The organism is Lentzea sp. NPDC055074 (assembly GCF_053608005.1).
Genome location: NZ_JBSGUQ010000002.1, coordinates 131,893 through 152,119 on the forward strand (window position 1 = coordinate 131,893; position 20,227 = coordinate 152,119).

Annotated in this window: 18 protein-coding genes and 1 tRNA gene; 6 read left to right on the forward strand and 13 right to left on the reverse strand. The window is 67.0% G+C overall.

The annotated features are described in order from the left end of the window. The first annotated feature begins 55 nt into the window (after window positions 1-55). On the forward strand, window positions 56-2,917 hold the full coding sequence (locus ACWF7A_RS04580; RefSeq protein WP_452249033.1) for a TIR domain-containing protein: 2,862 nt from the start codon (window positions 56-58) through the stop codon (window positions 2,915-2,917). On the opposite strand, the gene ACWF7A_RS04585 is transcribed toward ACWF7A_RS04580, so the two are convergent. From ACWF7A_RS04585 to ACWF7A_RS04595, 3 genes are all read right to left on the reverse strand, one after another. Further along, window positions 2,911-4,992, reverse strand: coding sequence for a tetratricopeptide repeat protein (locus tag ACWF7A_RS04585; RefSeq protein WP_452249034.1), 2,082 nt, complete (start codon window positions 4,990-4,992; stop codon window positions 2,911-2,913). The two genes, ACWF7A_RS04580 and ACWF7A_RS04585, sit on opposite strands and share 7 nt — an antisense overlap. Before the next feature lie 62 nt (window positions 4,993-5,054). Then, a complete protein-coding gene (locus ACWF7A_RS04590; protein WP_452249035.1) occupies window positions 5,055-6,425 on the reverse strand; it encodes a TIR domain-containing protein in 1,371 nt (456 codons plus the stop codon). 1,253 nt (window positions 6,426-7,678) lie between these two features. Further along, window positions 7,679-8,686 (reverse strand): tyrosine-type recombinase/integrase, encoded by a 1,008-nt coding sequence (locus ACWF7A_RS04595; RefSeq protein ID WP_452249036.1) that lies wholly within the window; start codon window positions 8,684-8,686, stop codon window positions 7,679-7,681. Window positions 8,687-8,910: 224 nt separating this feature from the next. On the opposite strand from ACWF7A_RS04595, the gene ACWF7A_RS04600 reads away from it, so the two are divergent. Then, window positions 8,911-9,681 carry a DUF5984 family protein gene (locus ACWF7A_RS04600; RefSeq protein WP_452249037.1) on the forward strand — a complete coding sequence of 257 codons (771 nt, stop codon included), beginning with the start codon at window positions 8,911-8,913 and terminating at the stop codon, window positions 9,679-9,681. Here ACWF7A_RS04600 and ACWF7A_RS04605 read toward each other — a convergent pair. The 3 genes from ACWF7A_RS04605 to ACWF7A_RS04615 form a co-directional block, all read right to left on the reverse strand. Then, window positions 9,642-10,223 (reverse strand): DUF3885 domain-containing protein, encoded by a 582-nt coding sequence (locus tag ACWF7A_RS04605; RefSeq protein ID WP_452249038.1) that lies wholly within the window; start codon window positions 10,221-10,223, stop codon window positions 9,642-9,644. The genes ACWF7A_RS04600 and ACWF7A_RS04605 overlap by 40 nt on opposite strands. Window positions 10,224-10,421: 198 nt before the next feature. Beyond that, a complete protein-coding gene (locus ACWF7A_RS04610; RefSeq protein ID WP_452249039.1) occupies window positions 10,422-11,216 on the reverse strand; it encodes a hypothetical protein in 795 nt (264 codons plus the stop codon). 168 nt (window positions 11,217-11,384) lie between these two features. Continuing rightward, entirely contained in the window at window positions 11,385-12,389 is a 1,005-nt protein-coding gene (locus ACWF7A_RS04615) for a tyrosine-type recombinase/integrase (RefSeq protein ID WP_452249040.1), read from the reverse strand. A gap of 217 nt (window positions 12,390-12,606) precedes the next feature. Here ACWF7A_RS04615 and ACWF7A_RS04620 point away from each other — a divergent pair, with 217 nt between their 5' ends. Next, window positions 12,607-12,741, forward strand: a complete 135-nt coding sequence (locus ACWF7A_RS04620) for a hypothetical protein (protein WP_452249041.1) — start codon at window positions 12,607-12,609, stop codon at window positions 12,739-12,741. Window positions 12,742-13,022: 281 nt separating this feature from the next. Here the strand turns inward: ACWF7A_RS04620 and ACWF7A_RS04625 are convergent. After that, window positions 13,023-13,108: transfer RNA gene (locus tag ACWF7A_RS04625), tRNA-Leu, on the reverse strand. Between the two features lie 146 nt (window positions 13,109-13,254). Between ACWF7A_RS04625 and ACWF7A_RS04630 the strand changes: the two genes are divergently transcribed. After that, window positions 13,255-14,181 (forward strand): squalene cyclase, encoded by a 927-nt coding sequence (locus ACWF7A_RS04630; RefSeq protein ID WP_452249042.1) that lies wholly within the window; start codon window positions 13,255-13,257, stop codon window positions 14,179-14,181. On the opposite strand, the gene ACWF7A_RS04635 is transcribed toward ACWF7A_RS04630, so the two are convergent. The 6 genes from ACWF7A_RS04635 to ACWF7A_RS04660 all read right to left on the reverse strand — a co-directional run bounded on the left by ACWF7A_RS04635 (window position 14,178) and on the right by ACWF7A_RS04660 (window position 18,790). Further along, window positions 14,178-14,783: a response regulator gene (locus tag ACWF7A_RS04635; protein ID WP_452249043.1), complete on the reverse strand. Its 606-nt coding sequence runs from the start codon at window positions 14,781-14,783 to the stop codon at window positions 14,178-14,180. The two genes, ACWF7A_RS04630 and ACWF7A_RS04635, sit on opposite strands and share 4 nt — an antisense overlap. Then, on the reverse strand, window positions 14,780-15,946 hold the full coding sequence (locus tag ACWF7A_RS04640) for a sensor histidine kinase (RefSeq protein WP_452249044.1): 1,167 nt from the start codon (window positions 15,944-15,946) through the stop codon (window positions 14,780-14,782). Before ACWF7A_RS04640 ends, ACWF7A_RS04635 begins: the two co-directional genes overlap by 4 nt. Beyond that, the gene (locus ACWF7A_RS04645) at window positions 15,919-16,626 is read right to left on the reverse strand and encodes an ABC transporter permease (protein ID WP_452249045.1); all 708 of its coding nucleotides are present in this window, start codon (window positions 16,624-16,626) and stop codon (window positions 15,919-15,921) included. The genes ACWF7A_RS04640 and ACWF7A_RS04645 overlap by 28 nt, the downstream gene beginning before the upstream one ends. Then, complete coding sequence (locus ACWF7A_RS04650) at window positions 16,623-17,507, reverse strand: ABC transporter ATP-binding protein (RefSeq protein WP_452249046.1); 885 nt, start codon at window positions 17,505-17,507, stop codon at window positions 16,623-16,625. The genes ACWF7A_RS04645 and ACWF7A_RS04650 overlap by 4 nt, the downstream gene beginning before the upstream one ends. A gap of 68 nt (window positions 17,508-17,575) precedes the next feature. Next, window positions 17,576-18,457, reverse strand: a complete 882-nt coding sequence (locus ACWF7A_RS04655) for a LysR family transcriptional regulator (protein WP_452249047.1) — start codon at window positions 18,455-18,457, stop codon at window positions 17,576-17,578. 18 nt (window positions 18,458-18,475) lie between these two features. Then, window positions 18,476-18,790: a hypothetical protein gene (locus ACWF7A_RS04660; RefSeq protein WP_452249048.1), complete on the reverse strand. Its 315-nt coding sequence runs from the start codon at window positions 18,788-18,790 to the stop codon at window positions 18,476-18,478. Between the two features lie 170 nt (window positions 18,791-18,960). Between ACWF7A_RS04660 and ACWF7A_RS04665 the strand changes: the two genes are divergently transcribed. Then, the gene (locus ACWF7A_RS04665; RefSeq protein WP_452249049.1) at window positions 18,961-19,527 is read left to right on the forward strand and encodes a TetR/AcrR family transcriptional regulator; all 567 of its coding nucleotides are present in this window, start codon (window positions 18,961-18,963) and stop codon (window positions 19,525-19,527) included. Next, on the forward strand, window positions 19,524-20,192 hold the full coding sequence (locus tag ACWF7A_RS04670) for a GAP family protein (RefSeq protein WP_452249050.1): 669 nt from the start codon (window positions 19,524-19,526) through the stop codon (window positions 20,190-20,192). The genes ACWF7A_RS04665 and ACWF7A_RS04670 overlap by 4 nt, the downstream gene beginning before the upstream one ends. The last annotated feature ends 35 nt before the right edge of the window (window positions 20,193-20,227 follow it).

Genomic DNA, 20,227 nt, shown 5'->3' on the forward strand with positions numbered 1-20,227 from the left:
CGAGCCGCCGGTCGACCGTTCGTCGTAGGTGAGGAGCCTCTCGTGCTTCCCGGCCATGTCGTTGGCCGACAGTTGCGTGTTACATGGAGCCGGTAATGTGACGCGGATGTTCGACGTCTTCATTTGTTACAACTGGGACGACAAGCCGCTGGCTGACGAACTGCACGACGCGTTGGAGGAACGCGACGTGCGGGTATTCCAGGACGACAAGAAAATCGACTTCGGCGACACGTTGCTGCCGAAACTCCGCGACGCGCTTTTCGGGTCGCGAATGCTGGTCCCGCTGGTCACCCCGACGTTCCACGAGAGCGCCAGCTGCCGGAAGGAACTGCTGACCGCGCTGACGGCGGCCTATCGGCTCGAAAAGGGCTTCACCGAACGGATCATGCCGGTCGCCTGGCGGGTGCGGCCCAGCGAGCTGCGCCCGCGACAGCTCAAGCACCCCAAGCTGCTGCGCCGGGAGGAACACGACGTCGCGGAACTGGCGGACGCCATCGCGGCCAAGGTGACGCGCATCAGGGACAGCGACAATCGCAGGTTCGGCGATGCGCCCTGGTACCCGGAGCCGGAGTGGTGGCCCGTGCCGCTGCCGGCGAACAAGAGGTTCCAGGGCCGTGGCGAGCTGATGTGGGAGATCCACGAGGCGTTGCTCGTCAAGGACAAGCCGGGCAACCGGGCGCAGCCGGTCGTGGTGGTGCGGGGCGAGGGCGGCCAGGGCAAGACTGCGCTGTGCGAGAAGTACGCCCAGCTGTTCGCGGAGGACCACCCCGGCGGGGTGTTCGTGATCCGGCTCGAGGGCAGCGACCGGGGCAGGCCCTCGGACGTCACCACGGTGATGACGAGGTTGCACCAGCAGCTGGGGCAGATCGCCGAGAGGCTCGGTCCGCACGTCCGCGCAGACTCCACGGAAGGGCTCGCCGCCGTGATCGGCCACGAGCTTCGCGAGCGGAAGCCCTACCTCTGGCTCGTCGACGACGTTCCATCCACTGTGGATCAGGAGCTGTTGCGCCGGCTGTGGGCGCCGACCAGCAACGGAAAGACGCTCATCACCACCCGAGGGCGGTTCCACGGCGCTCTGTCGGGAGAGTTCGAACTGGAGCCGCTGACCGAGCGCGAGAGCGTCGCGGTGCTGACGGCCGCTCATCCTCTGGCGAAAGGCCGGTCGGACGAACGAACGGCCGCGGCTGGGATCGCCACCGACCTCGGTCACAACGCACTCGGCTTGACGATCGCGGCCGGCCTCACCAGGCTGCCGGACTTCACCGGATACCAGGCCCTGCGCGATGGCCTGCGGCTGGCCGTGCCGGACTCGCTCGAGATGGCTGCGCATCTCACCGAGATCCCGCTGGGTTTCCGCGAGGCGTTCAGCGCCACGATGCTGCGCAGCTTCCACGCTCTTTCCGATGCCGGACGGGATGTGCTCGCCGTGTGCAGCGTGCTCGGCAGCGCCCCGTTGCCGCTGGACCTGGTGGACGAGGTCCTGACCCGGCCTTCACTGCAGGGCTTCACGCGGATGGAGGAGCACGGGCTCGCGATGCAGCTGGGAGACGACTTCCGCAGCGTTCACGCGCTAGTCGCGAGGGCCGCGCGGTTCTTCTTCCCCGTCGAGCACCGGCGCAGGTTCCACGCCGCGGCGGCCGAGCTGATCGGCGACTCCCTGGAAGCCACCCGCGACCGGTACGACCGCGCGAGGGCGTTGGCGGCACGCTTGCCACACGTCATCGCGCTCGCGACGACCAGCGAATGGATGCCGGGCACGGACGAGTGGCACGGGCTGAACGAGGTCGTGCGCATGCAGACCGAGCTGGGCGACACGGCTGGAGCGCTGTACGCGGCGAAAATTCTCCACCGGTCCTGTCAGACTTCCCCGCACGCTGACGAGGACACGAAGTCGGTCGTGCTGGTGAGTCTGGGCGCCGCGCACTTCGGGCAGGGCGAATACACCGAGGCGAAGCAGGTCCAGCAGGAAGCCGTGCGCAGGTTCGAGGCGTTGTACGACGCGGATCACGAAAGCACCCTGCAGGCCCGAGAAAACCTGGCAAACACGCTGGGCAAACTCGGTGAGCACGCCGCCGCGAAGGCACAGCTGAGGCGGGTTTATCGGATCAGGTCCCGCACCAAAGGGCCGACCTCACGCCGTGCCTTGATCTCGCTCAACAACTTCGTGCTCGCTGTCGACCGGGCCGGTGCGTCGAAGCTCGGGCTCCGGCTCGGTCTCGGTGCGTGGGCGCGTTGGCATCGGACCGTGGGGCCGGACGCCCCCGAAACCCTGGAAGTCGTCGAGGCGATCGGCAACTGTCTCTTCCACCTCGGCTGGCTGCCGGAAGCCGAGGCGACCTACCTCTACGTCGCGGCGAAGCGAAAGGATGTGCTCGGCCCGAAACACCCCGACACGCTCGACGCGGAGGAGAACGCGCTGACGGCGCGCAGGCAGAGCCAGTGGCCGACGTACGTGGAACGGCTGAAGGTGCAAGGTCCTGGACACCTCGACACCCTGCAGACGTTGTCGCGGCTGCTGAAGACCAGTCTGCGGGAGGCACCGCGCTCCGCGGAGGAAGCGACGGGTGACGAGCCCGGCCTGCAGGACGACCTGGCGCCGCGGTTGGAAGGGGATCACACGGAACTGCTGGCCGACCTCATTGAAGCCGCTGTTGCGCTGGAGGACCAGGAGTCCGCGCACGGTGCGGATGATCCGCGAGCACTGCGAGCGAAGGTGTTGCTGGCACACGCGATGGCGGCAGCCGACCAACTGGACGGCCAGATCGAGACCGCGCGGGTCATCGTCGAGGACTCCCGTGACGGCCTGGAGGAGGTTGGCGCCCGCCGTCCGGACGACGTGGACCCGGCAGATCTGGAGGTCGCGAAGATCGTTCACCACTGGATCCTGGACCTCATGGGTGAGGAACCGGATTACTGATCATCCGGCAAAGCGTCCAGCGTCTCCTGGAGCACGTTGACATCTGGTGATCCCAGCAGCTGATAGACGCGCAGCGCTTCGAGCCACCACCGGCGGGCGTCCGCCGTCCGTCCGGTGGAGGCGGCGACGTCGCCGAGCAGGCGAAGAGCGCGGGCCTCCTCGTGGCGGCTTCCGCAACGCCGGCTGTGGTGGACGGCTCGATACAACGCCACGTCGGCTGCCGCGTGGTCACCTGCCCGCTGCTGGATACGGCCGAGGCGGCCGAATCCCTCGGCGGCGTCGAGGTCGAGCCCGAGCGTCAGCGCGACGTCCAGCGCTTCCTGGACGTGCCGAATGGCTTCGTCGTACTGCTCCAGCTCCATCATGGCCAACGCCATGCTGCGCAAGGTGATCCCGATGTTCCGGCTCGCTCCGGTGCTTCGATACCAGTCGAGTGCGAGTTGCTGGTTGCTCAACGCCTCGGTGAATCGTCCTCGCCGCCGCAGCACGGCGGCGAGGTTGGCCAGCGCGTTCGCCCGGCCGTGCCCGTCTCCGAGTTGCTCGAACAACCGAAGGGCTTCGCGGTAGTGGATCTCGGCGTCGTCCAGCAACCCTGCCTCGACGAGCGCCATGCCCAGGTTGTTTCGCGTCCTGGCAGCGGCGAGCGGATCACCGGCGCGGATGGCAGCCGCTAGCGCCTTCTCGTGGGTGCCGCGCCAGCCGTCGAGGAGCTTGTCCAGGAAGTAGTAGTCCCGCAACGTGTAGGCCAGCAACCAGATCCGCTCGTCGTACGCCGAGGCGTCCAGTCCGCACATGGCTTCGAGGTTCCGGCGTTCCACCTCGAACCAGTTCAGCGCCTGCTGCCTGTTGTCGAGTGCTGGGACTGCGCGGGGCTTGCCGGGCAAGGGAAGGCGGAGCCGGTGCGGCATTACGCGCCGGCCCGCGAGATCGGCGGAGTGGAGGTAGTGGTCGAACAGCATCCTCAGCGCGCAGGACTTGTCGTTGGTGCTCTCGTGCGACTCGCAGATCTCTGCGGCGTAGGTATGCAGCAAGTCGTGGACGCCGAATCGGCCACGGCCGAAGCTCAGCAGGAGATGCCTTTGCACCAACGAACGCAACGTTCGGGTAGCGGCGCTGCGATCCAAGCCGAGCAGGGCTGTGGCGGCATCGGTGCTGAACTCGTTGGTGGGGTGGAGACCGAGCACACGGAAGGCCCGAGCCTCTTGTGCCGGCAAACCTCGGTAGGACCACGAGAAGACGGTCCTGATGGCGGAACGGGCGTCGTCCTGTGTGTCCAGGGCGTCGAGCCTCGCGCGCTCGTCGGCCAGCTCGCTGACTACTTCGGTGATGTCGTCCGGCGCGTCAGCCAGGCGTTCCGCGACGATTCGCAACGCGAGCGGGAGCCCACCGCAGTAGCGGACAAGCTGCGCGGCCGCGTCCCCGTCCAGCTCGCTGCCCGCCGCCTTGTTGAGCAGGGCCAAGCCGTCCGCCTCAGCCAACGGCCCGACGGTGATGACAGAGGCGGGGTGGTGGATCACGAGGCCGCGCAGCTGGTGGCGACTGATCACGACGACGGAGCACGGTCCGGCGCCCGGCAACAGAGGCCGGACGTGCTCGACCGAGTGCGCGTTGTCCAGCACCAGCAGGACCTTGCGTTCGCTCATCAGCGTGCGGAACTGTGCCGCGCGCTCCTCGACGGACGTGAATTCCTCGGGCCGGGCGTGCCCGAGTGCCCGCATGAATCCCGCGAGGGCGTCATTCGGGCTCAGCGGCTCGTCGGTGCCGAACCCGCGGAGGTCCGCATATAGCTGGCCATCCGGGAACGCGGCGGAGTTGTGATCTGCCCAGTGAAGGACGAGTGCGGTCTTTCCCACACCTGCCATCCCCGTCAGCACGGCGACGCCTTGGGGTAGGAGGGAGGTGTCGAGCTGTTCTAGGAGGGTGGCGCGACCGGTGAGCAGGCCAGGTGCCGGCAACTGGTGAGGAATGACGGCAGGCGGTGCGTCGATAGCGGTGACGTGCACACCGCCATGGACGACGCCCGCCTGCACGACACCGGATGCGGATCCTGTGAACTCGTTGTGCACGTCTGCCATGGTTTGATTCTCGGACGTTGACGCACCCTGAGACGATGCTCTGCCCCGGTGACGTCTGCGGATCAGAACTCGGCGTCGACCTGCACCCTGAAACTGTCGTAGGCGGCGATGTGGGTTGTGGTCGTGAGCGTGAACGTCTTCGTGTCCCCAGGACTGATCTGGTTCACCGCCCCGGTCGCCGTACCGACGATTCGTCGTTCTGCGTCGTAGAACGTCGCTTTGAGGATCGCGCTCTTCACGCCGGGACCGGGGTTGTGAGCCTCCCCGTGGACGGTACGGTCCGCTGCGACGGTGTAGTTGTCCAGGGAGAGCCCGGACCCATTCCCGTTGCCATTGCCTTGCGTCGACGGGTTGATGCCGGTGTGTCCGTTCGCGAGCTCGGGTGTGCGGGTGACCGGTGGCGTCAGGTCGCCCGACTGCAGCCAGTCGGTGCCGACGCGCTTTACCGGGCACCCGATGCCCTCCAACCGTTGGGCTAGGAGCTGGCGTTTCTCGGCGCTGTTGTCGAGCCGCACCGCGTGGTAGCCGTCGATGTCGGTGAACCTGCGGACCTTGCCGAACTCGACGAGCAGAGTGCGGTCGGGTTCGAGCGCGAATGCCATACCCGCCTCGAAGATGACATTCGGTCGAGCCTGACCGGTCGGCCGCAGTTCGCGGTCGTCCTCGTCATCGGCGTGTTCTGGCTTCAGCTGTGTGATCTCATCCGGTGTCGACAGCACGATGATGGCGCGACCCTTGCTCATGACGTTGCGCAGGACTTCGCCGATGTGGGGGAGACCTTTGCCGGTCTCGCCGAGTACCTCGGTCCACTCGATGGGAGCCAGTCCGATTGCGCGGAGGAACGTGTAGAACTCGTGGCGCGCCTTCTTGTCCCGTCCGTGGATGACGAAGACGGAGTTGTCCAGCATCTTTGGCCTCACCTCGACACGTGGTGTCTTCGCCGGGCGCCTGGCGAGTCGCGCTTGCGCCTCCAGCAAGATCTGCTTCTGCTCACTGACGGGCTGCTGAAAGCCGCTCTCGTACGGGTGCTGCCAGTAGCTCAAGCGGCCGTTGTTCTGGCTTGGCGGCTTCTCCCACTTGCCGAAGAACTTAACCCGTGCGCGGCGAGGTTCGTTGAGGAAGTTCTTGATGCGCGGGAACACCAAGCTGCCCTCGTAGTGGCTGCGGAACTTCTGCCTCAGGTCGCCGGGCAGCAGTGACAGGCAGTCGGCGAACCACACCTCGTACCGGGCGGCGAGTTCTCGTGCTGTCCGCTCACCCACTTCGGCGTCATCGACTTGGGTCTCCTTGGCCAGTGCGTCGAACTCGGACACCTGCGAGATCAGTTCCTCGAGCCCCGTTGACGGGCCCCGTGCCTCCATGGGTGGGAGTTTATCGCCGCGCGCTGACAGAATTTCCGGGGTCTCGTCTTCGAGCGTGTCAGTCAGGCTCACCTATCCCTCGTCCGCGCTGCAGTCATCTCGTTGGGCGCCCGAGGGAACTTGAACTAGATCAACGCTTCGGTTTGGGCCGCCCGACCGCCAGATCGACGCGAAGGTCCTTCAACGCCGGGTGTGGCACCGTGACCCACGACGTCGCTGCCTCGGTACCGCGCGGACCCATCTGCGTGAGACCCCTCGTTGCCCATGGCCTCCGCGATCAGGACGTGAAACTGTTGGAGGGTGGTTGTGGAGCTTTCCTCACTCGCTACCTGGTCTGAGTGGCTCAGGTTTGCCGATGCTGTCGCTCATGCGCCGACATGCCCTGGTGTCTATCTGGCTCGGACTGGGGTGGTTGGCCCGCTTGTGTACGTGGGTATGGCTGGAGAACGCCATGGTCGAGGACTTCGAGGCCGCCTTGCCGTGTATGCCAGTGGCAAGGGCGCGGTGAGTGGCTTGGGTGAAGCTGCCTTCAACCGGGCGGTTGTGGACCCATGTTGGATACGTGATCGGCTCGCGGATCTTGAAGCGGGTAAGCCAAGTACGGCACGGAGTTGGGCTCGGTCGGCCATCGACGCGCTTGACCTGTATGTGAGATGGGCGTGCACAGCCGATCGCGCCTCAGCCGTGAACCTCGAGCGGCAAGCGCTGGAGCTGCTTGCCGCCGAACCGCTGTGGAACGTTCGGCGACCGGCAGTGCGGTGATGTCCGCGACGTCGATGCTCAGCCTGATCGCTCTCGTGGTGCTCGTAGCCATCGTAGGTACGTACCTGCTAGGTCGCCGGAGACGGCGTAGTGCGCGGTCAGTATGGACGTGACCGCCGCGATCGGGTGTGCCAGCAGCGCTGCTACGGGTAGGGGGAGTGCGACGAGAAGTAGGCGGTCGCCCGCGTGAAGGTTGAAGTGCGCTTGGGCACCTGCCGGGATGAGGACTTGTCGTCGTGGGTCGATCGGCGAGCTTGGCCGTTCGTCACGTGCTTTGCGGACGATGATGGCGTCGGCGGCTACCGACGTGTAGGTGTGGTCGCCGGTGTTCCAGCCCAGGACAGTGAGTAGGTCGGTAGCAGGAACTCGGCCGGAGTGGTCGATCTTCGCGATTGTCATGAGCAGTGAGGGCTCAGAGGTAGAGGCAGCGGGGACCTGCGAGGTGAGAGGGAGGGCCGCAGGTAGCGCTGGGTGTCGCGGTGAGCAGGGTGGGACGAACAGTGGGGTAGGGGAGTCGGACATGGTGCTCACCTCGTGCGGTCGGCAGGCGGGTGTGTGTCTGGTTATTCGAGCGTGAGTGGGTGGGGTTCGCCGGTGAGCGTGGCGAGTGCGGTGGCGAGTTCGGGGAGTTGTGCGCGGGTGTAGATGCTGGTGCTGTCGTCGGGGTGGTCGTTGTGGCCGGCGTAGGCGCGGGCTACGGCGTGTCCGAAGTGGCGTTCGACCCAGGTGAGGGTGGTGTGCCGGAGCCAGTGGGTGGACACGCCTTGTACGGCTGCCCATGGCAGGTGGTCGCCGATTCGGCGCCATAGTCCGTCGTAGCGGCGGCTGGTGATCGGTGTTCCGTCGTGGTAGCGAAGCAGTTGCCCAGGTGAGGGTCTGCCGGTGCCACGCTGATCGCGGTGGTGGAGCAGGGCCGTGATCAGGGTGGGGCTGGCGGGTTGCCAGCGGATCGTGTTGTTCTTTTCCCGCAGGCGAAGCAGACACCAGTGAGGATCGACGTCGTCCTCGCGGAGCGCCAGTGCTCCGCCGCGGCGGCAGGCGGTCTCTGTGTGCAGTCGCAGGATGAGTGTGTCGAGTGGAGTGTCGTTACCTGTCGTAGCGGCGATGTCATTGATCGCGGCCAGCTCCGGATTGGTGAGTGCTCTGCGCAGGGAGCGTTGCCGACTGGGTTTCGGTATGGCTGCGGCGGGGTTGCCCTGCAGCGGAAGGAGTTCGTCGCGAATCGCGTGCGTGTAGATGGTGCGCATCGCGGCGAGGAGATGTTCGCCTGTGCTGTGGCCGCCGCGGTCGGTGCGCCGGACGATGCGCGTATGCATGCTCTGGCGCATCAAGATTTCGACGTCGGTGGCGTCGCACTGATCGAGTCGCCTGTCTCCGAGGGCGGCGATGATCTGTGCCCAGTACGTGGAGTAGGTGCGGCGTGCTCCTGGGCCGGCAGCGAGGGCGACTTTGGGTATGTACTCGGCGAAGGTGGGGACTTGTGCGGGCTCTCGGAGAAGGTCTTCGGGTGAGAGGCCAAGACGAGTGAGAAGTAGTTGTGCTGCCTGGACTGTTTTGGTGTTGGTGCTCATTGTGCGCCTCGAGGCTTTGGCGTGCTGGCTACGAGACGTGACTGAGGCTCAGCCTCTGAAGGTTTCGGCTGGTAGGGGCGAGCCTGCTGTCTGTTCTCGCAGCATCAGCGAGAGATGGGAGCACTATCGTCCGGCTTACCCGGCTAGGACGCGCCTCGCGGCATGAGCGGACATCAGAGGCAAAGTGCTCGACAGCCGTCCAAGACCGCAAGCACACTGCGAGCGTGATCCGTTTTCGATTCCGTCTCAGACCGTTGGCCGATGTGGAGCCCTGGGGTGATCGCATCCTGCACTGGTTCGCCTTGACGGACGGCTGGTACTGGATCGAAGCGGACGGGCACCGGTTGTTCCACCACCCGGCGAACGCCGACAGGGAACAGCCCTCACCGGTCGACTACTACGTCGTCCGCTTGTGGGAGGACATCCAGGAAGTGCTGCCGTCTGTGCTGGAACCGGTGCCCGCGGATCTCGTCCACCTCATGACCAGTGATCAGGACGCGTGGTACGGGGCGCATGCCGAGGACGCGGAAACGGCTCTCGACTGGTACAGCAGCCATTTCATGTACACGAGTTACCTCGTCGCCTCCGCGTACATCCTGTGGTGGCGATCGGTCATCGACCGGGACACGATCACCGTCGACTGGCGGCATCACGCAGGGAACGGACTTGATTGCACCGTGCCGAGGCGGGGGCGGACAATTGTCGACACCGAGACGTTCCTGCGAGCCGTGGAGGAGTTCGACCGGGAACTGATTGCCGCTATGGACCAGCGCATCGCCGAGATCGAGGCCGGCGGGCTGGCTGCGGACATCCGAGTCGATCTCGAGCAACTCCGCCACGAACACCGGCATCGTTCAGGATCCCTGGCGGCTGCCAGGCGCCGCGTCCCCGACACGGACTGGCCAGCCGTTCGCGAGGGCGCCGCGCGTATCTTCTCGACGCGGACCCCGGACGTTCAGAAGCCGCCGGGATGGAGTGAGAGCCAGTCGGTGTGACGGTGTTTCATAGCGTCGCGGTCGACAGCCGTGGGCAAGAGGATGTCGGCGCCTCCGTCGTAGGGGTGGTGGATCCGGTCGAAGGTCAGGCTGGTGATCATCACTCCAGCGGTGAGATCGTCGGCCACGGCGCGGAGCAGGTCGTCCGCCAGACCACGTCGCCAGGACACGCGGCTTGCGTGTAGGTGGATGTAGGTGATGAAGTCCGGATCCGTTTCGTCCTCGTCGGTGCGCAAGGACGTCCAGTGACCCGCATCGGGATGCCAGCGTGAATGACGCTCGGGCAGCGCCGGAGGCTCGGGGCCGTCCGACCAGGTGGCTGTGACGATCCGGACCTCCTGCTCGCGGAACAGCTCGTCCAGGACCGTGTTGTAGCGGTGGAGCACGATGTCGTACTCGGAACTGTCATCGGGATAGCGCTTGGATTCCGGCAGGCTGTGGAAGCGCACCCAACGGTCCCGGTAGACGTGCTTCAAGTTGTCGGCCAGCGGAGGACAATGGGGCCACTGCTGTTGCCACAGCACCGACAGGTCGTCAGACACGTGGTTGTTTCTCCCATGGATCGTGGACCTGTCGGATTCAGTCGACGGGGCTTGCTGAGCCTAGGTACGGAGTCGTCTTCGTGCAGTCCATTTCCGCTGTCGTCGACGCACGCTCATCGGCATGTGCGGATGTGCCTCGGGAACCGAACGACGACTGCGAGCGTGACAGGAAGCCGACATGGCTTGTCCATAGGTACATCAAGTCGTGCTGGCGCCTGAACGTTGATCGTCGGGTGTGGGCAAGGTGGGTAGTGGTGGCATCGGTTCGCGCATGGAGCCGATGCCTGCGGCCACGATGTACCTCGCTGATGCGGTGTCCAGCTTCCAGGGGTGTTGCAGCAGCATCCGCCGTAGTGCGCTGGTGTTCTTGATCTCGGCTGGAGGTGCTGGCAGCCGGCTGAGCAACTGCTGGTCCCTTCCCCAGTGTGGAGCTGAGGGGTCGTCCAGTGCGGCGAGGAAGCGGTCGACCAGCCCTGGCCAGGTCGGTGTGCCCCACCAGTGGCGGCAGGCAAGCCCACCGTGTGCAGCGGTGCGCCAGAACGCGAAGTGGATGCCGCGTTCTTCTGCTAGTTCGGCCATGCCGCCGAGGGTTACGGCGGCATGATCGGCGTACTCGTCGAGTTCGTGGCCGGCGATGTCGGCGAGGGTGAGTCCGATGGGCAGTTTGCGTCGGGGGTCGATCAGCCAGCGGTAGATCTTGGCGATGAGCCAGTCGACGGCCTCGATGTCCAGGGTGTCCAGCGTGGAGGTGGGGGAGTGGGCGTCGATGCGGCAGTCGGTGCGCCAGCGCCGCACGATGTCGCGGACTCGGTTGGTGGTGTGGGAGTTGATGCGCAGCATGTCGCCGTCGCGCAGCGGGCCGCCGCGTGCATGCCAGTTCTCTACCGGGCTGTTGCGCCAGGCGCTGTTGACGAACCCGACCGCGGCCAGGTCCAGTACCTCGCCGACATGCGCGGGGTCGATGCCGACCTGGTGGCGCAGCATCGCCTCCACCAGAAGCTCTTCCTGCGCGGCAGGGAGTCCGCCCCGCCGACTCGTGCCTTCATCTGTCGACATGCTTCACCAACTCGCGATCCGGTCCCAAACGTTGTTGCAGACTGTAACCGCGCAGGCAGTGATCGGGTTGGATGACGCGGCGATCGGACAGCCGTTCAGCGCTGATCACACCGAATACGAGAGCGGGTGTGGTTCGCCCGTCAGCGTCGATAGTGCGGTGGCGACTTCGCGCGGCATGCCTTTGATGTAGGTGAGGGTGGAGCCGTTCTTAGTGTCGGTGTGGCCGGCGTAGGCGCGGGCAATGCCGTAGCTGTAGTTGCGTTCGACCCAGGTGAGCGTGGTGTGGCGCAGCCAGTGCGTTGATACGCCGAGTGTGGCGGCCCAGGGCAGCGCTGTCCGCACGCGGGTCCAGAGGTGGTCGTAGCGTCGGCTCGTCAGCGACGTGTGGTTGGCATAGCGCAGAAGTGCATCAGATGGTCCGGCGGCGCCCCGGTTGGCGGCGTGGACGAGCAAGGCCGCGCACAGGGTCGGGCTGATCGGTTGTATGCGCAGCGTTCCTCCTTTCTCCTGTAGCCGCACCGAGCACAAGGTGTCGTCAAGGTCGTTCAGGGTGAGCGCGAGGGCGCCGCCTCGGCGGCAGGCGGTCTCGAGGTGCAGGCGTAGCAGCAGGCTGTCGAGCGCGACGTCGTTGCCGCTGCTGTAGACGACGTCGTAGATCGCCGCCAGTTCGCGAGACGTCAGCGCTCGGCGCAGGTTGGGCAGTCGGCGGGGGAGCGGTATCGCCGCGGCGGGATTGGCGCTGCTGGAGATCAGGCCGTCGGCGACGGCGAGTCGGTACAGGAACCGCATCGCGCGGAGGCATCCTTCGCCGGCGTGCCGTCCGCGGCGGCTGTTGGATCGGCGGCGTGCCGAGTTGATCGCTTCTTGCTGTAGCGCGAGAAGATCGCTGACGCGGATGTCATCGAGAGGCCTCTCGCCGTACAACCGTTTCGCGCGGTTCCAGTACGTGCCGTACTTGGCTCGCTGCGTCGGGTTCGCCGCCGCGATGACCCGCGGCAGGTAGTCACTGAGGATGGGCGCCGTGTGCGGTGCTGCAAGATCAGTCCAGTGCAGGCCGAGTTGGGAAATGAGGCTCTGAGCGAGGCGGATCTTCTCGGCGTCACTCGGCATCGGAATCACCCGCTGATTGCCGATAGAGGTTCGCGAGTAGTGCGGTCACGATGCCGACAGGGTGAATGTGGAGTGTGCCTGTGCTCAGAGAGGCCACGAGTACAACGCGGTCACCTGAACGAAGTCCGAGTAGTTTCCGGGTTGGCGCTGGGACAAAAACGTTGCCGCGTGAGTCGATACGGAATCTGCCGGCAGGGGAGCGGTAGAGCTCGGCGCCGTGCGGAGCTCGACGGACATCGTGGCGATCACCGGGCAGCCAGCCCAATGCGGTGAGCAGGACGTGATCGCCGACGCGGCCAGAATGATCGAGTCTGGAGACGGCCAGCTGCAGGTCATCGTGCTCGGTGCCTGAGCCGGCTGGCGACGCGGCGTGCCTGGGGACCTGATGGTGGCGTGGTGTCGGTGGCAGCAACGGCGGTACTGGACGCTCACGCATGCCGGATCACCGCCGACGACTGGGATACCAGTGATAGCGGTGCCGACTGAGGCCGCGTAAGCCCGCGGTCACCGTACGAGCGTGGGTCCGCGCTAGGTGAAGGCTCCTGCGGGGAAGCTAAAGCAAGCAGAAATCCCACGCTCGGTAGCTGATCGCTGACCTTGCGTGGGATTCGGTTGCTGGAATTCCAGCCGTTCTGGTGTCCGAGGGGGGACTTGAACCCCCACCCCCTTTCGGGGACTAGCACCTCAAGCTAGCGCGTCTGCCATTCCGCCACCCGGACGTATTCAGTTCTGCCTCGGCTTGCGCCGTGGTGTGTGCCTAGATTACATGATCGTCAGCGCGGGCCAAAATCGGGGGGCCTTGGGTGCGTCTGTGCTGGTCGGGCGGGTGTGGTTGGTGCGCGTGCCGTGGGGTTAGGGTCCAGGTATGCGGGAGATCACTGGGTGGTTGCTCGACTCCGATCCGGCCCTGCGGTGGCAGGTCGAGCGGGATCTGCTGGGTAGGCCTGAGGAGGTTTGGGGTGCTACTCGGGCTCTGGTGGGGGTTGAGGGGTTCGGGGCTCGGCTTCGTGGCCTTCAGGGGGACGACGGGATGTGGGCCGGTGGGGCCTTCTTTCCCGCCGGGTTCGACGGGACTGAGGCCGGGCAGCCTTGGACGGCCACTACCTGGTCGTTGACTTCGTTGCGGGAGTGGGGGCTCGAGGCCTCTGCGTTGGCGGGGACCGTCGAGTTGCTTGCCGCCTCGTGTCGGTGGGAGTACGAGGACCTGCCCTATTGGGGTGGGGAGGTCGACTGCTGCATCAACTCGTGGACCTTGGCCAACGGGGTGTGGCTCGGGGCTGAGGTGCAGGGGATCGCCGATTGGTTCGTCGAGCATCAGCTCGAGGACGGCGGGTGGAACTGCGAGTGGGTCGAGGGGTCCAAGCGGTCCTCGTTCCACTCGACGCTCAACTCGGTGAAGGGGTTGCTCTTTCACGAGATGGCTACTGGTGGGACTGCTGCTACTCGGGCCGCTCGGGCTCGGGGGGAGGAGTACCTGCTCGAGCGGGACCTCTTTCGGCGGTTGTCCACCGGGGAGGTCGTGGGGGAGTGGGCTTTGCGGTTCCGGTCGCCTTTTCGGTGGGCGTACAGCGTGTTGAACGCCCTGGACCACTTCCGGGAGGCCGGTGTCAAGGATCCTCGGATGGCTGAGGCCGTGGAGATCGTTCGCGCTGCTCGGCAGGAGGACGGGACCTGGTTGCAGGGTGGGCGGCATCCTGGGCGGGTGTGGTTCGAGATCGACGTTGCTGAGGGGGAGCCGTCGAAGTGGCTGACGTTCTATGCCTTGCGGGTGCTTGAGTGGTGGGATCGTTAGATCCAGCCTTTGGCCCTGGCGAAGCGGGCTGCCTCGTGGCGGTTCGAGGCTCCGGTTTTGCCTACCGCTGAGCTCAGGTAGTTGCGGACTGTGCCTGGGGAGAGGGAGGCGCGTCTTGCTATCTCGTCGATGGGGGCGCCTTCCAGGGCCAGTTCCAGGACGTCTGCTTCTCTTGGGGTCAGGGGGCTGTCGCCTGCGCTGATTGCCTCTGCGGCCAAGGCCGGGTCTACGTAGCGGCCGCCTGTGTGGACGGTTCTCACCACCGTGGCGAGGACGTCGGACGAGACTGTTTTCGGCAGGAAGCCTCGTACTCCTGCTGCCAGGGCTCGTTTGAGGTGGCCTGGGCGGCCGTGGCTGGTGACGATCATCGTGGAGCAGCTGGGCAGTTCCACGGCCAGGGACTGGGCTACCGAGACGCCGTCGAGGTCTGGCATCTGCAGGTCGATCACGGCCACGTCTGGGCGGACCACCCGTGCTGTGGCCAGGGCTTCTGCGCCTGTGGCCGCTTGGGCCACCACCTCGAGGTCGTCCTCCAGGGAGAGGAGAGCGGCCATGGCTCCCCTGATGAGGTGTTCGTCGTCGGCCAGGAGGATGCGGATCACGGGAGCTCCACGGTCAGGACGAAGCGGTGGGGAGCTTCTGGGGTTGCGGTGACGGTGCCGCCCAGGGCCGCTATGCGTTCGTGCAGGCCCGTCAGGCCGCTGCCGAAGCGGAACGAGGACGAGGTGGCGCCGTCGTTGGTCATGGTGAGTACTTTGCCCCGCAACGTGATCGTGCACGTGCCGGCCTCGCTGTGGCGCAGGACGTTGGTGACGCCCTCTCTCACTGCCCAGCCCAGGGCTGCGGCCTGGTCGCCTTCGACGGTCACCTCGCCGATCACCCGGCAGTCGATGCCGGCCGAGGCCAGTAGCGAGCGGGCTCCGGCCAGTTCCGCGGCGAGGTCGGCGGTGCGGTAGCCGCTGACCACGGCGCGGAGCTCGTCCAGCGAGTCCTGGGCGATCTGGCGGACTTCCAGCATCTCGTCGATGGCGGCGGCGGAACGGTCCCGGCGTGCCAATTGCGCCGCAAGGTCTGCCTTGAGGGCTACGGCGGAGAGGTTGCGGCCCACCACGTCGTGCAGGTCCCTGGCGAAGCGGAGGCGTTCCTCGGCTACGGCGAGGTTGGCGCGCACTTCGCGGCTGCGGTCCAGTTCCCACACGATCCGCAGCATCCACAGGGTCGAGCGGAACGCGCCCACCAGGAACTGCAGCATCAGGCTGATGAACAGGGCGTGGCCCGGGGGTGCAGTGAGGAGCATCCAGGCACCGCCCGCCAGGGCCAGCAGGACGAGGGTGCGCGGGCGCAGCACGGCGGACAGGGTGGTGATCGCCAGGACCAGGAAGATCACCGAGATGCCGTCGCCCGGGCTGTCGGGCTTGCCGGGCAACGGGTCCGGGTAGAAGACCTGGCCGAAGGCCAGCACGACGCCGGTGGCGACGAGGTAGGTCGTCAGCAGGCGGCGGGGGAACGGGGCGCGGTCCAGGTGGTACTCGATGCCCAGGTGGACCAGGCGGATGCTCGCGACCACGTAGGTCAGCACCGTCGCGATCAGGACGATCAGCCCGACGGTGCCGACCTCGTTGGCGAAGCCGGTGATCAGCAGCGGTGGCAGGAACACGTAGCTGAGGTAGAACGTGTAGCGGACGAACAGGTCGAACCGCGCCGCGCTGCCACGCGACCGCCACCAGCCGAGCAAGTTCACCTCCGCGGGTCCCACCTGAACCATTGCCGCACAGCGTAGGTCCCCAGCACGATCCACACCGCCAGGACGGACGCCGGCTTCAGCACGGGGCCGTCTGCCCAGCCAGCGCGCAGCAGTTCGAGCACCGGCGTGAGGGGCAGGTACTGCAGGACGGTCGCGAGGCCCGAGGGCAGGACCGACAGCGGGAACACCAGGCCGGAGCCGAACAGGCACGCCATCAGCACGGGCAACGACGTCACCTGCGCCATCTCGACGGTCCGGGTGAACGCCGAGGACGCCGCCGCCAGCAGCACGAACACCGCGGTGCCACCGAGCACCCCGAGCAGGATGAACCACGGACGGGTCGGCAGCGCGATTCCGGTGATCACCCCGACGACCGCCGAGTAGAGCACCATCTGCCCCAGCGCCACCACGACGGACGGCAGGGCGGCGCCGGCCAGGATCTCCGGGTCGGTCAGCTCGCCGACGCGCAGCCGCTTGAGCACCAGCTCCTCGCGCCGAGCGACGAACGTCGTCACGAGGTTGTAGTACACCGCCATCAGCAGCGCGAACCCGACCAGGCCGACGACCAGCGGCACGCCGTCGGCGTCGACCGAGTACAGCACCGGCACCAGCAACAACGGCAGCAGCAGCGAGTTGAACAGCGCGGTCCTGTTGCGCCAGAACAACTTCAGCTCGGCCTGTCCAATGGCCACGGCCCTCATGCCGCCTCCTCCGCGATCGCCAGGAACGCCTCTTCCAGCGACGCCGAGCGGGCGTCCAAACCGGACAGTTCAACGTTGTTGTGTGCAGCCCACACCAGGAGCTCGTGCAGGGTCGCCTGCAGTTCGTTCGTCCGCACGGTCACGCGTCCCGACGACTCCACGTCGGCGACGACGGGCAGCGCGACCCCGTCAGGCGGCGTGAACGAGATGCGCGACGGGTACGCGTCCACGACCTCGGACACCGTTCCCTGCGCCACGATCCGGCCTCGGTGCATGATCGCCAGCCGGTCGGCCAGTGCCTGCGCCTCCTCCAGGTAGTGCGTCGTCAGCAGCACGGTCACGCCCTCGCGCAGCAGGGCGCGGATCAGTTCCCACGTGTTGCGGCGGCTCTCCGGGTCGAGCCCGGTGGTCGGCTCGTCGAGGAACAGCACCTCCGGCTTCCCCAGCAACGCGAGCGCCAGGTCCAGCCGCCGCCGCTCGCCCCCGGACAGCTGCTTGACCCGCACCGACGCGCGGTGTGCCAGGTCGACGAGCTCCAGCGCCTCGTCGACGGGCCGCGGCGACGTCAGGGTCCCCGCCCACATCTTCGCGGCCTCGCTCGCCGTCAGGTCGGGTGGGAAACCGCCTTCCTGCAACATCACGCCCATTCGCGGCCGCACGAGCGCACGCTCCGCGAACGGGTCGTGGCCCAGCACGCGCACGGACCCCTCGGCCGGACGCGAGAGCCCTTCCACCACCTCTACCGTCGAGGTCTTCCCCGCACCGTTCGTGCCGAGCAGCGCGAACATCTCGCCTTTCTCGACATCAAAGGACACGCCCCGCACAGCTTCGAAACCTCCGCTGTACCGGCGGGTCAGCCCCCGCACCTCGATCGCTGTCATGCACCAACGATCTCGGGACACGGCGTCGATCGGCAGTGCTGTCGTACATCAAAACCCCATGACAGATGTCACGGATGCGTGCCGCTGACGAGCGCGTCCACCACCACGGACGCCGGTTCGGACAGGTTCAGCCACGCCACGACGACGCGCTGACGTTCTCGTGAACGCACACGGATCACCTGCACCCCTTGCGGCACCAACGTCGCCAACGGCTCGGGCAACGTCGTGATGCCCGCACCGGACGCCACGAGCTGGAGCTTGGCCAGCCAGTCACGGGCCACGTGCGCGACGACGACCCGTTCGTCGAGGCCGGGCCAGACGCCGAACCCCGGCGGGCCCGCGATCCACGCCCAGCCACGCAGGTCGGCCACGTCGATGAAGTCCTTGTGCGCCAGCGGATGCGTCGACGGCACGGCCAGCAGCAGCTCGCGTTCGTCGAGCACCTTCGTGCGCAACGCGGGCGTCTCGTCGTCCAGCGGCGGGAACGGTGGCTCGGACGCGAGCACCGCGATGTCGACCGTGCGCGCCCGCAACGCCCGCACCAACGACGCCGTCGTGCCGTCGCGCGTGGTCACGGTCAACGCCGGATGACTGCGCCGCAACGACGCCAGCGCCGACGGCACCAGCGTTCCCCCGGCGCTGGTGAACCACCCGAGCCGCACGGTGCCCGCTGTGGCCGGCAGCCCGGACAGCTCACGGCTCGCCGCGTCGAGCTGCACGAGAACGAGGCCCGCGTGCCGCAGCAGCACATGTCCGGTGTCGGTCAGCTGCACGCCATCGCGCTGACGGTCGAGCAACGGCGCGCGCACGACCCGCTCGAGCGCCGCGATCTGCCGGGTGACCGCCGACTGCGTGTAGCCCAGAGCGGCGGCCGCGGCGCTCAGCGAGCCGCGTTCGGCCACCTCCTGGAACACCCGCAACGCCACCAGCGGAACCGCAGAGAGGTCCATGACCCTGATGTATACGGCCTACGGGTGGTATCGCCCCTGAATCTCGGTGATCTCGCCGTCGCCGTTGAACGTGAGGCGGGGCGCGTAGGGCGGGTCGGCCTGGGCGAGGAAGTCGGCGCGGGTGCACTCGGCCGCGCCCATCCCGGTCCACGTCAGCGAGATGCCCTGGAACTCCCGGCAGCCGAACGGCGTGTGGATGACCACGTCGTCGGCCAGCCGCGACACCCGTGTCTCGCCGGGCAGCTCGTGGACCACGGAGTTGTTCTCCTCGGCGGGCCGGATCTCCCCGTCCACCCAGTGCGCGGTGCTGTCCGGGTCGATCGCGGTGATCACCGCGACGTCCGTGGTGTCCGGCAGTGCCCACCAGATCGCGCCCGCGACGACCGGTACCGCGACCGCTGCCGCTCAGATCCAACGCTTCACGTCGTGTTCGACGCCTTGCACGACCGCGGGGTTGCCCAAGGCGGTTGCGATGATCAGATTAAGGTCGTAATCTAACGATCGTGCCAAAACATGCGGATCCCGTCGAACGGCGCCGGCAGGTGGCGGCCGCCCTGTACCGGGTGGTCGACGCCGAAGGGTTGGACGCGGCGAGCCTGCCCAGGATCGCAAGGGAGCTGAACGCCACCACGGGCCTGCTGCAGAAGTACTTCCGCAGCAAGGACGAGCTGCTGCTGTTCGCGCAGGACCAGCTCGTGGAGGAGCTCACTGCGGCCGTGCAGTCGGCTCTGGGGCAGGAGGGGAGTCTCCAGGAACGGCTGCACAACGCGCTGTGCGTCATCGCGCTCGTGGATGACGGAGCGCGCGCACGCGTGTGGCTGGCGTTCACCGCTCGCGCGGCGGCGAATCCCGTGTTGCTCCAACGGCACGTGGAGGGCGCACGTGAGATCCGGGAACTGTGCCGGCACGTGCTGGAGGCCGCGGGCCTGGACGGCGGGGAGGCCGTCGGGCTCGCGGCGCTGGTCGACGGGGTGACGGCGCAACGGGCGCTGGAACCCGAGGTGATGACAGGGGAGGTCGCGGCCGGAGTGATCGGCCGCCACCTCGAACGACTGTGGGGGAGTACGTGACAACAGGACTGGTCGCGGCGCTGGCGGGACTGGCGCTGCTCGACTCGACGAGCATCGGGACGTTGTTCATCCCGATCTGGCTGATGCTGACACCGGGGCGGCTGAGGCTGAGCAGGTTCGCCGTCTACCTCGGCGCGATCACCGTCTTCTACTTCGCCGTGGGCGTTCTGATCGTGCTCGGCGCGACGCGGCTGATCGGCCACCTCGACAACCCGGTGGCGTACTGGATCCAGCTGGTGATCGGCGTGTTCCTGTTCGCGGTCAGCTTCCGCTTCGACAGCAAGAAGAAGTCGGACACCGGGAAGTGGCGGAACCGGATCAACGCCAACGGGTCCGCGGCCGCGCTGGCCGGGGTCGCGGTGCTCGCGGGCGTCGTGGAGCTCGCGACGATGCTGCCCTACCTGGGCGCGATCGGGATGATGAGCGCCGCCGACCTGCGTCCGGCCCAGATCGGGCTGCTGCTCGCCGGGTACTGCCTGGTCATGATCGTGCCCGCGCTGGTGCTGCTCGGCGCGAGACTCGCCCTGCGCACGAGGATCGAGCCGTTCCTGAACCGGGTCAGCACGTGGTTCGCGGAGAAGGGGGCGGGCGCGACGGGCTGGATTCTCGGCATCGCCGGGTTCCTGGTGGCGCGCGATGCCGTCGCCCGGCTGTTCTTCCTGTGAACCATTTGGTCCAGTTGGCTGAACGACCCGGTTTC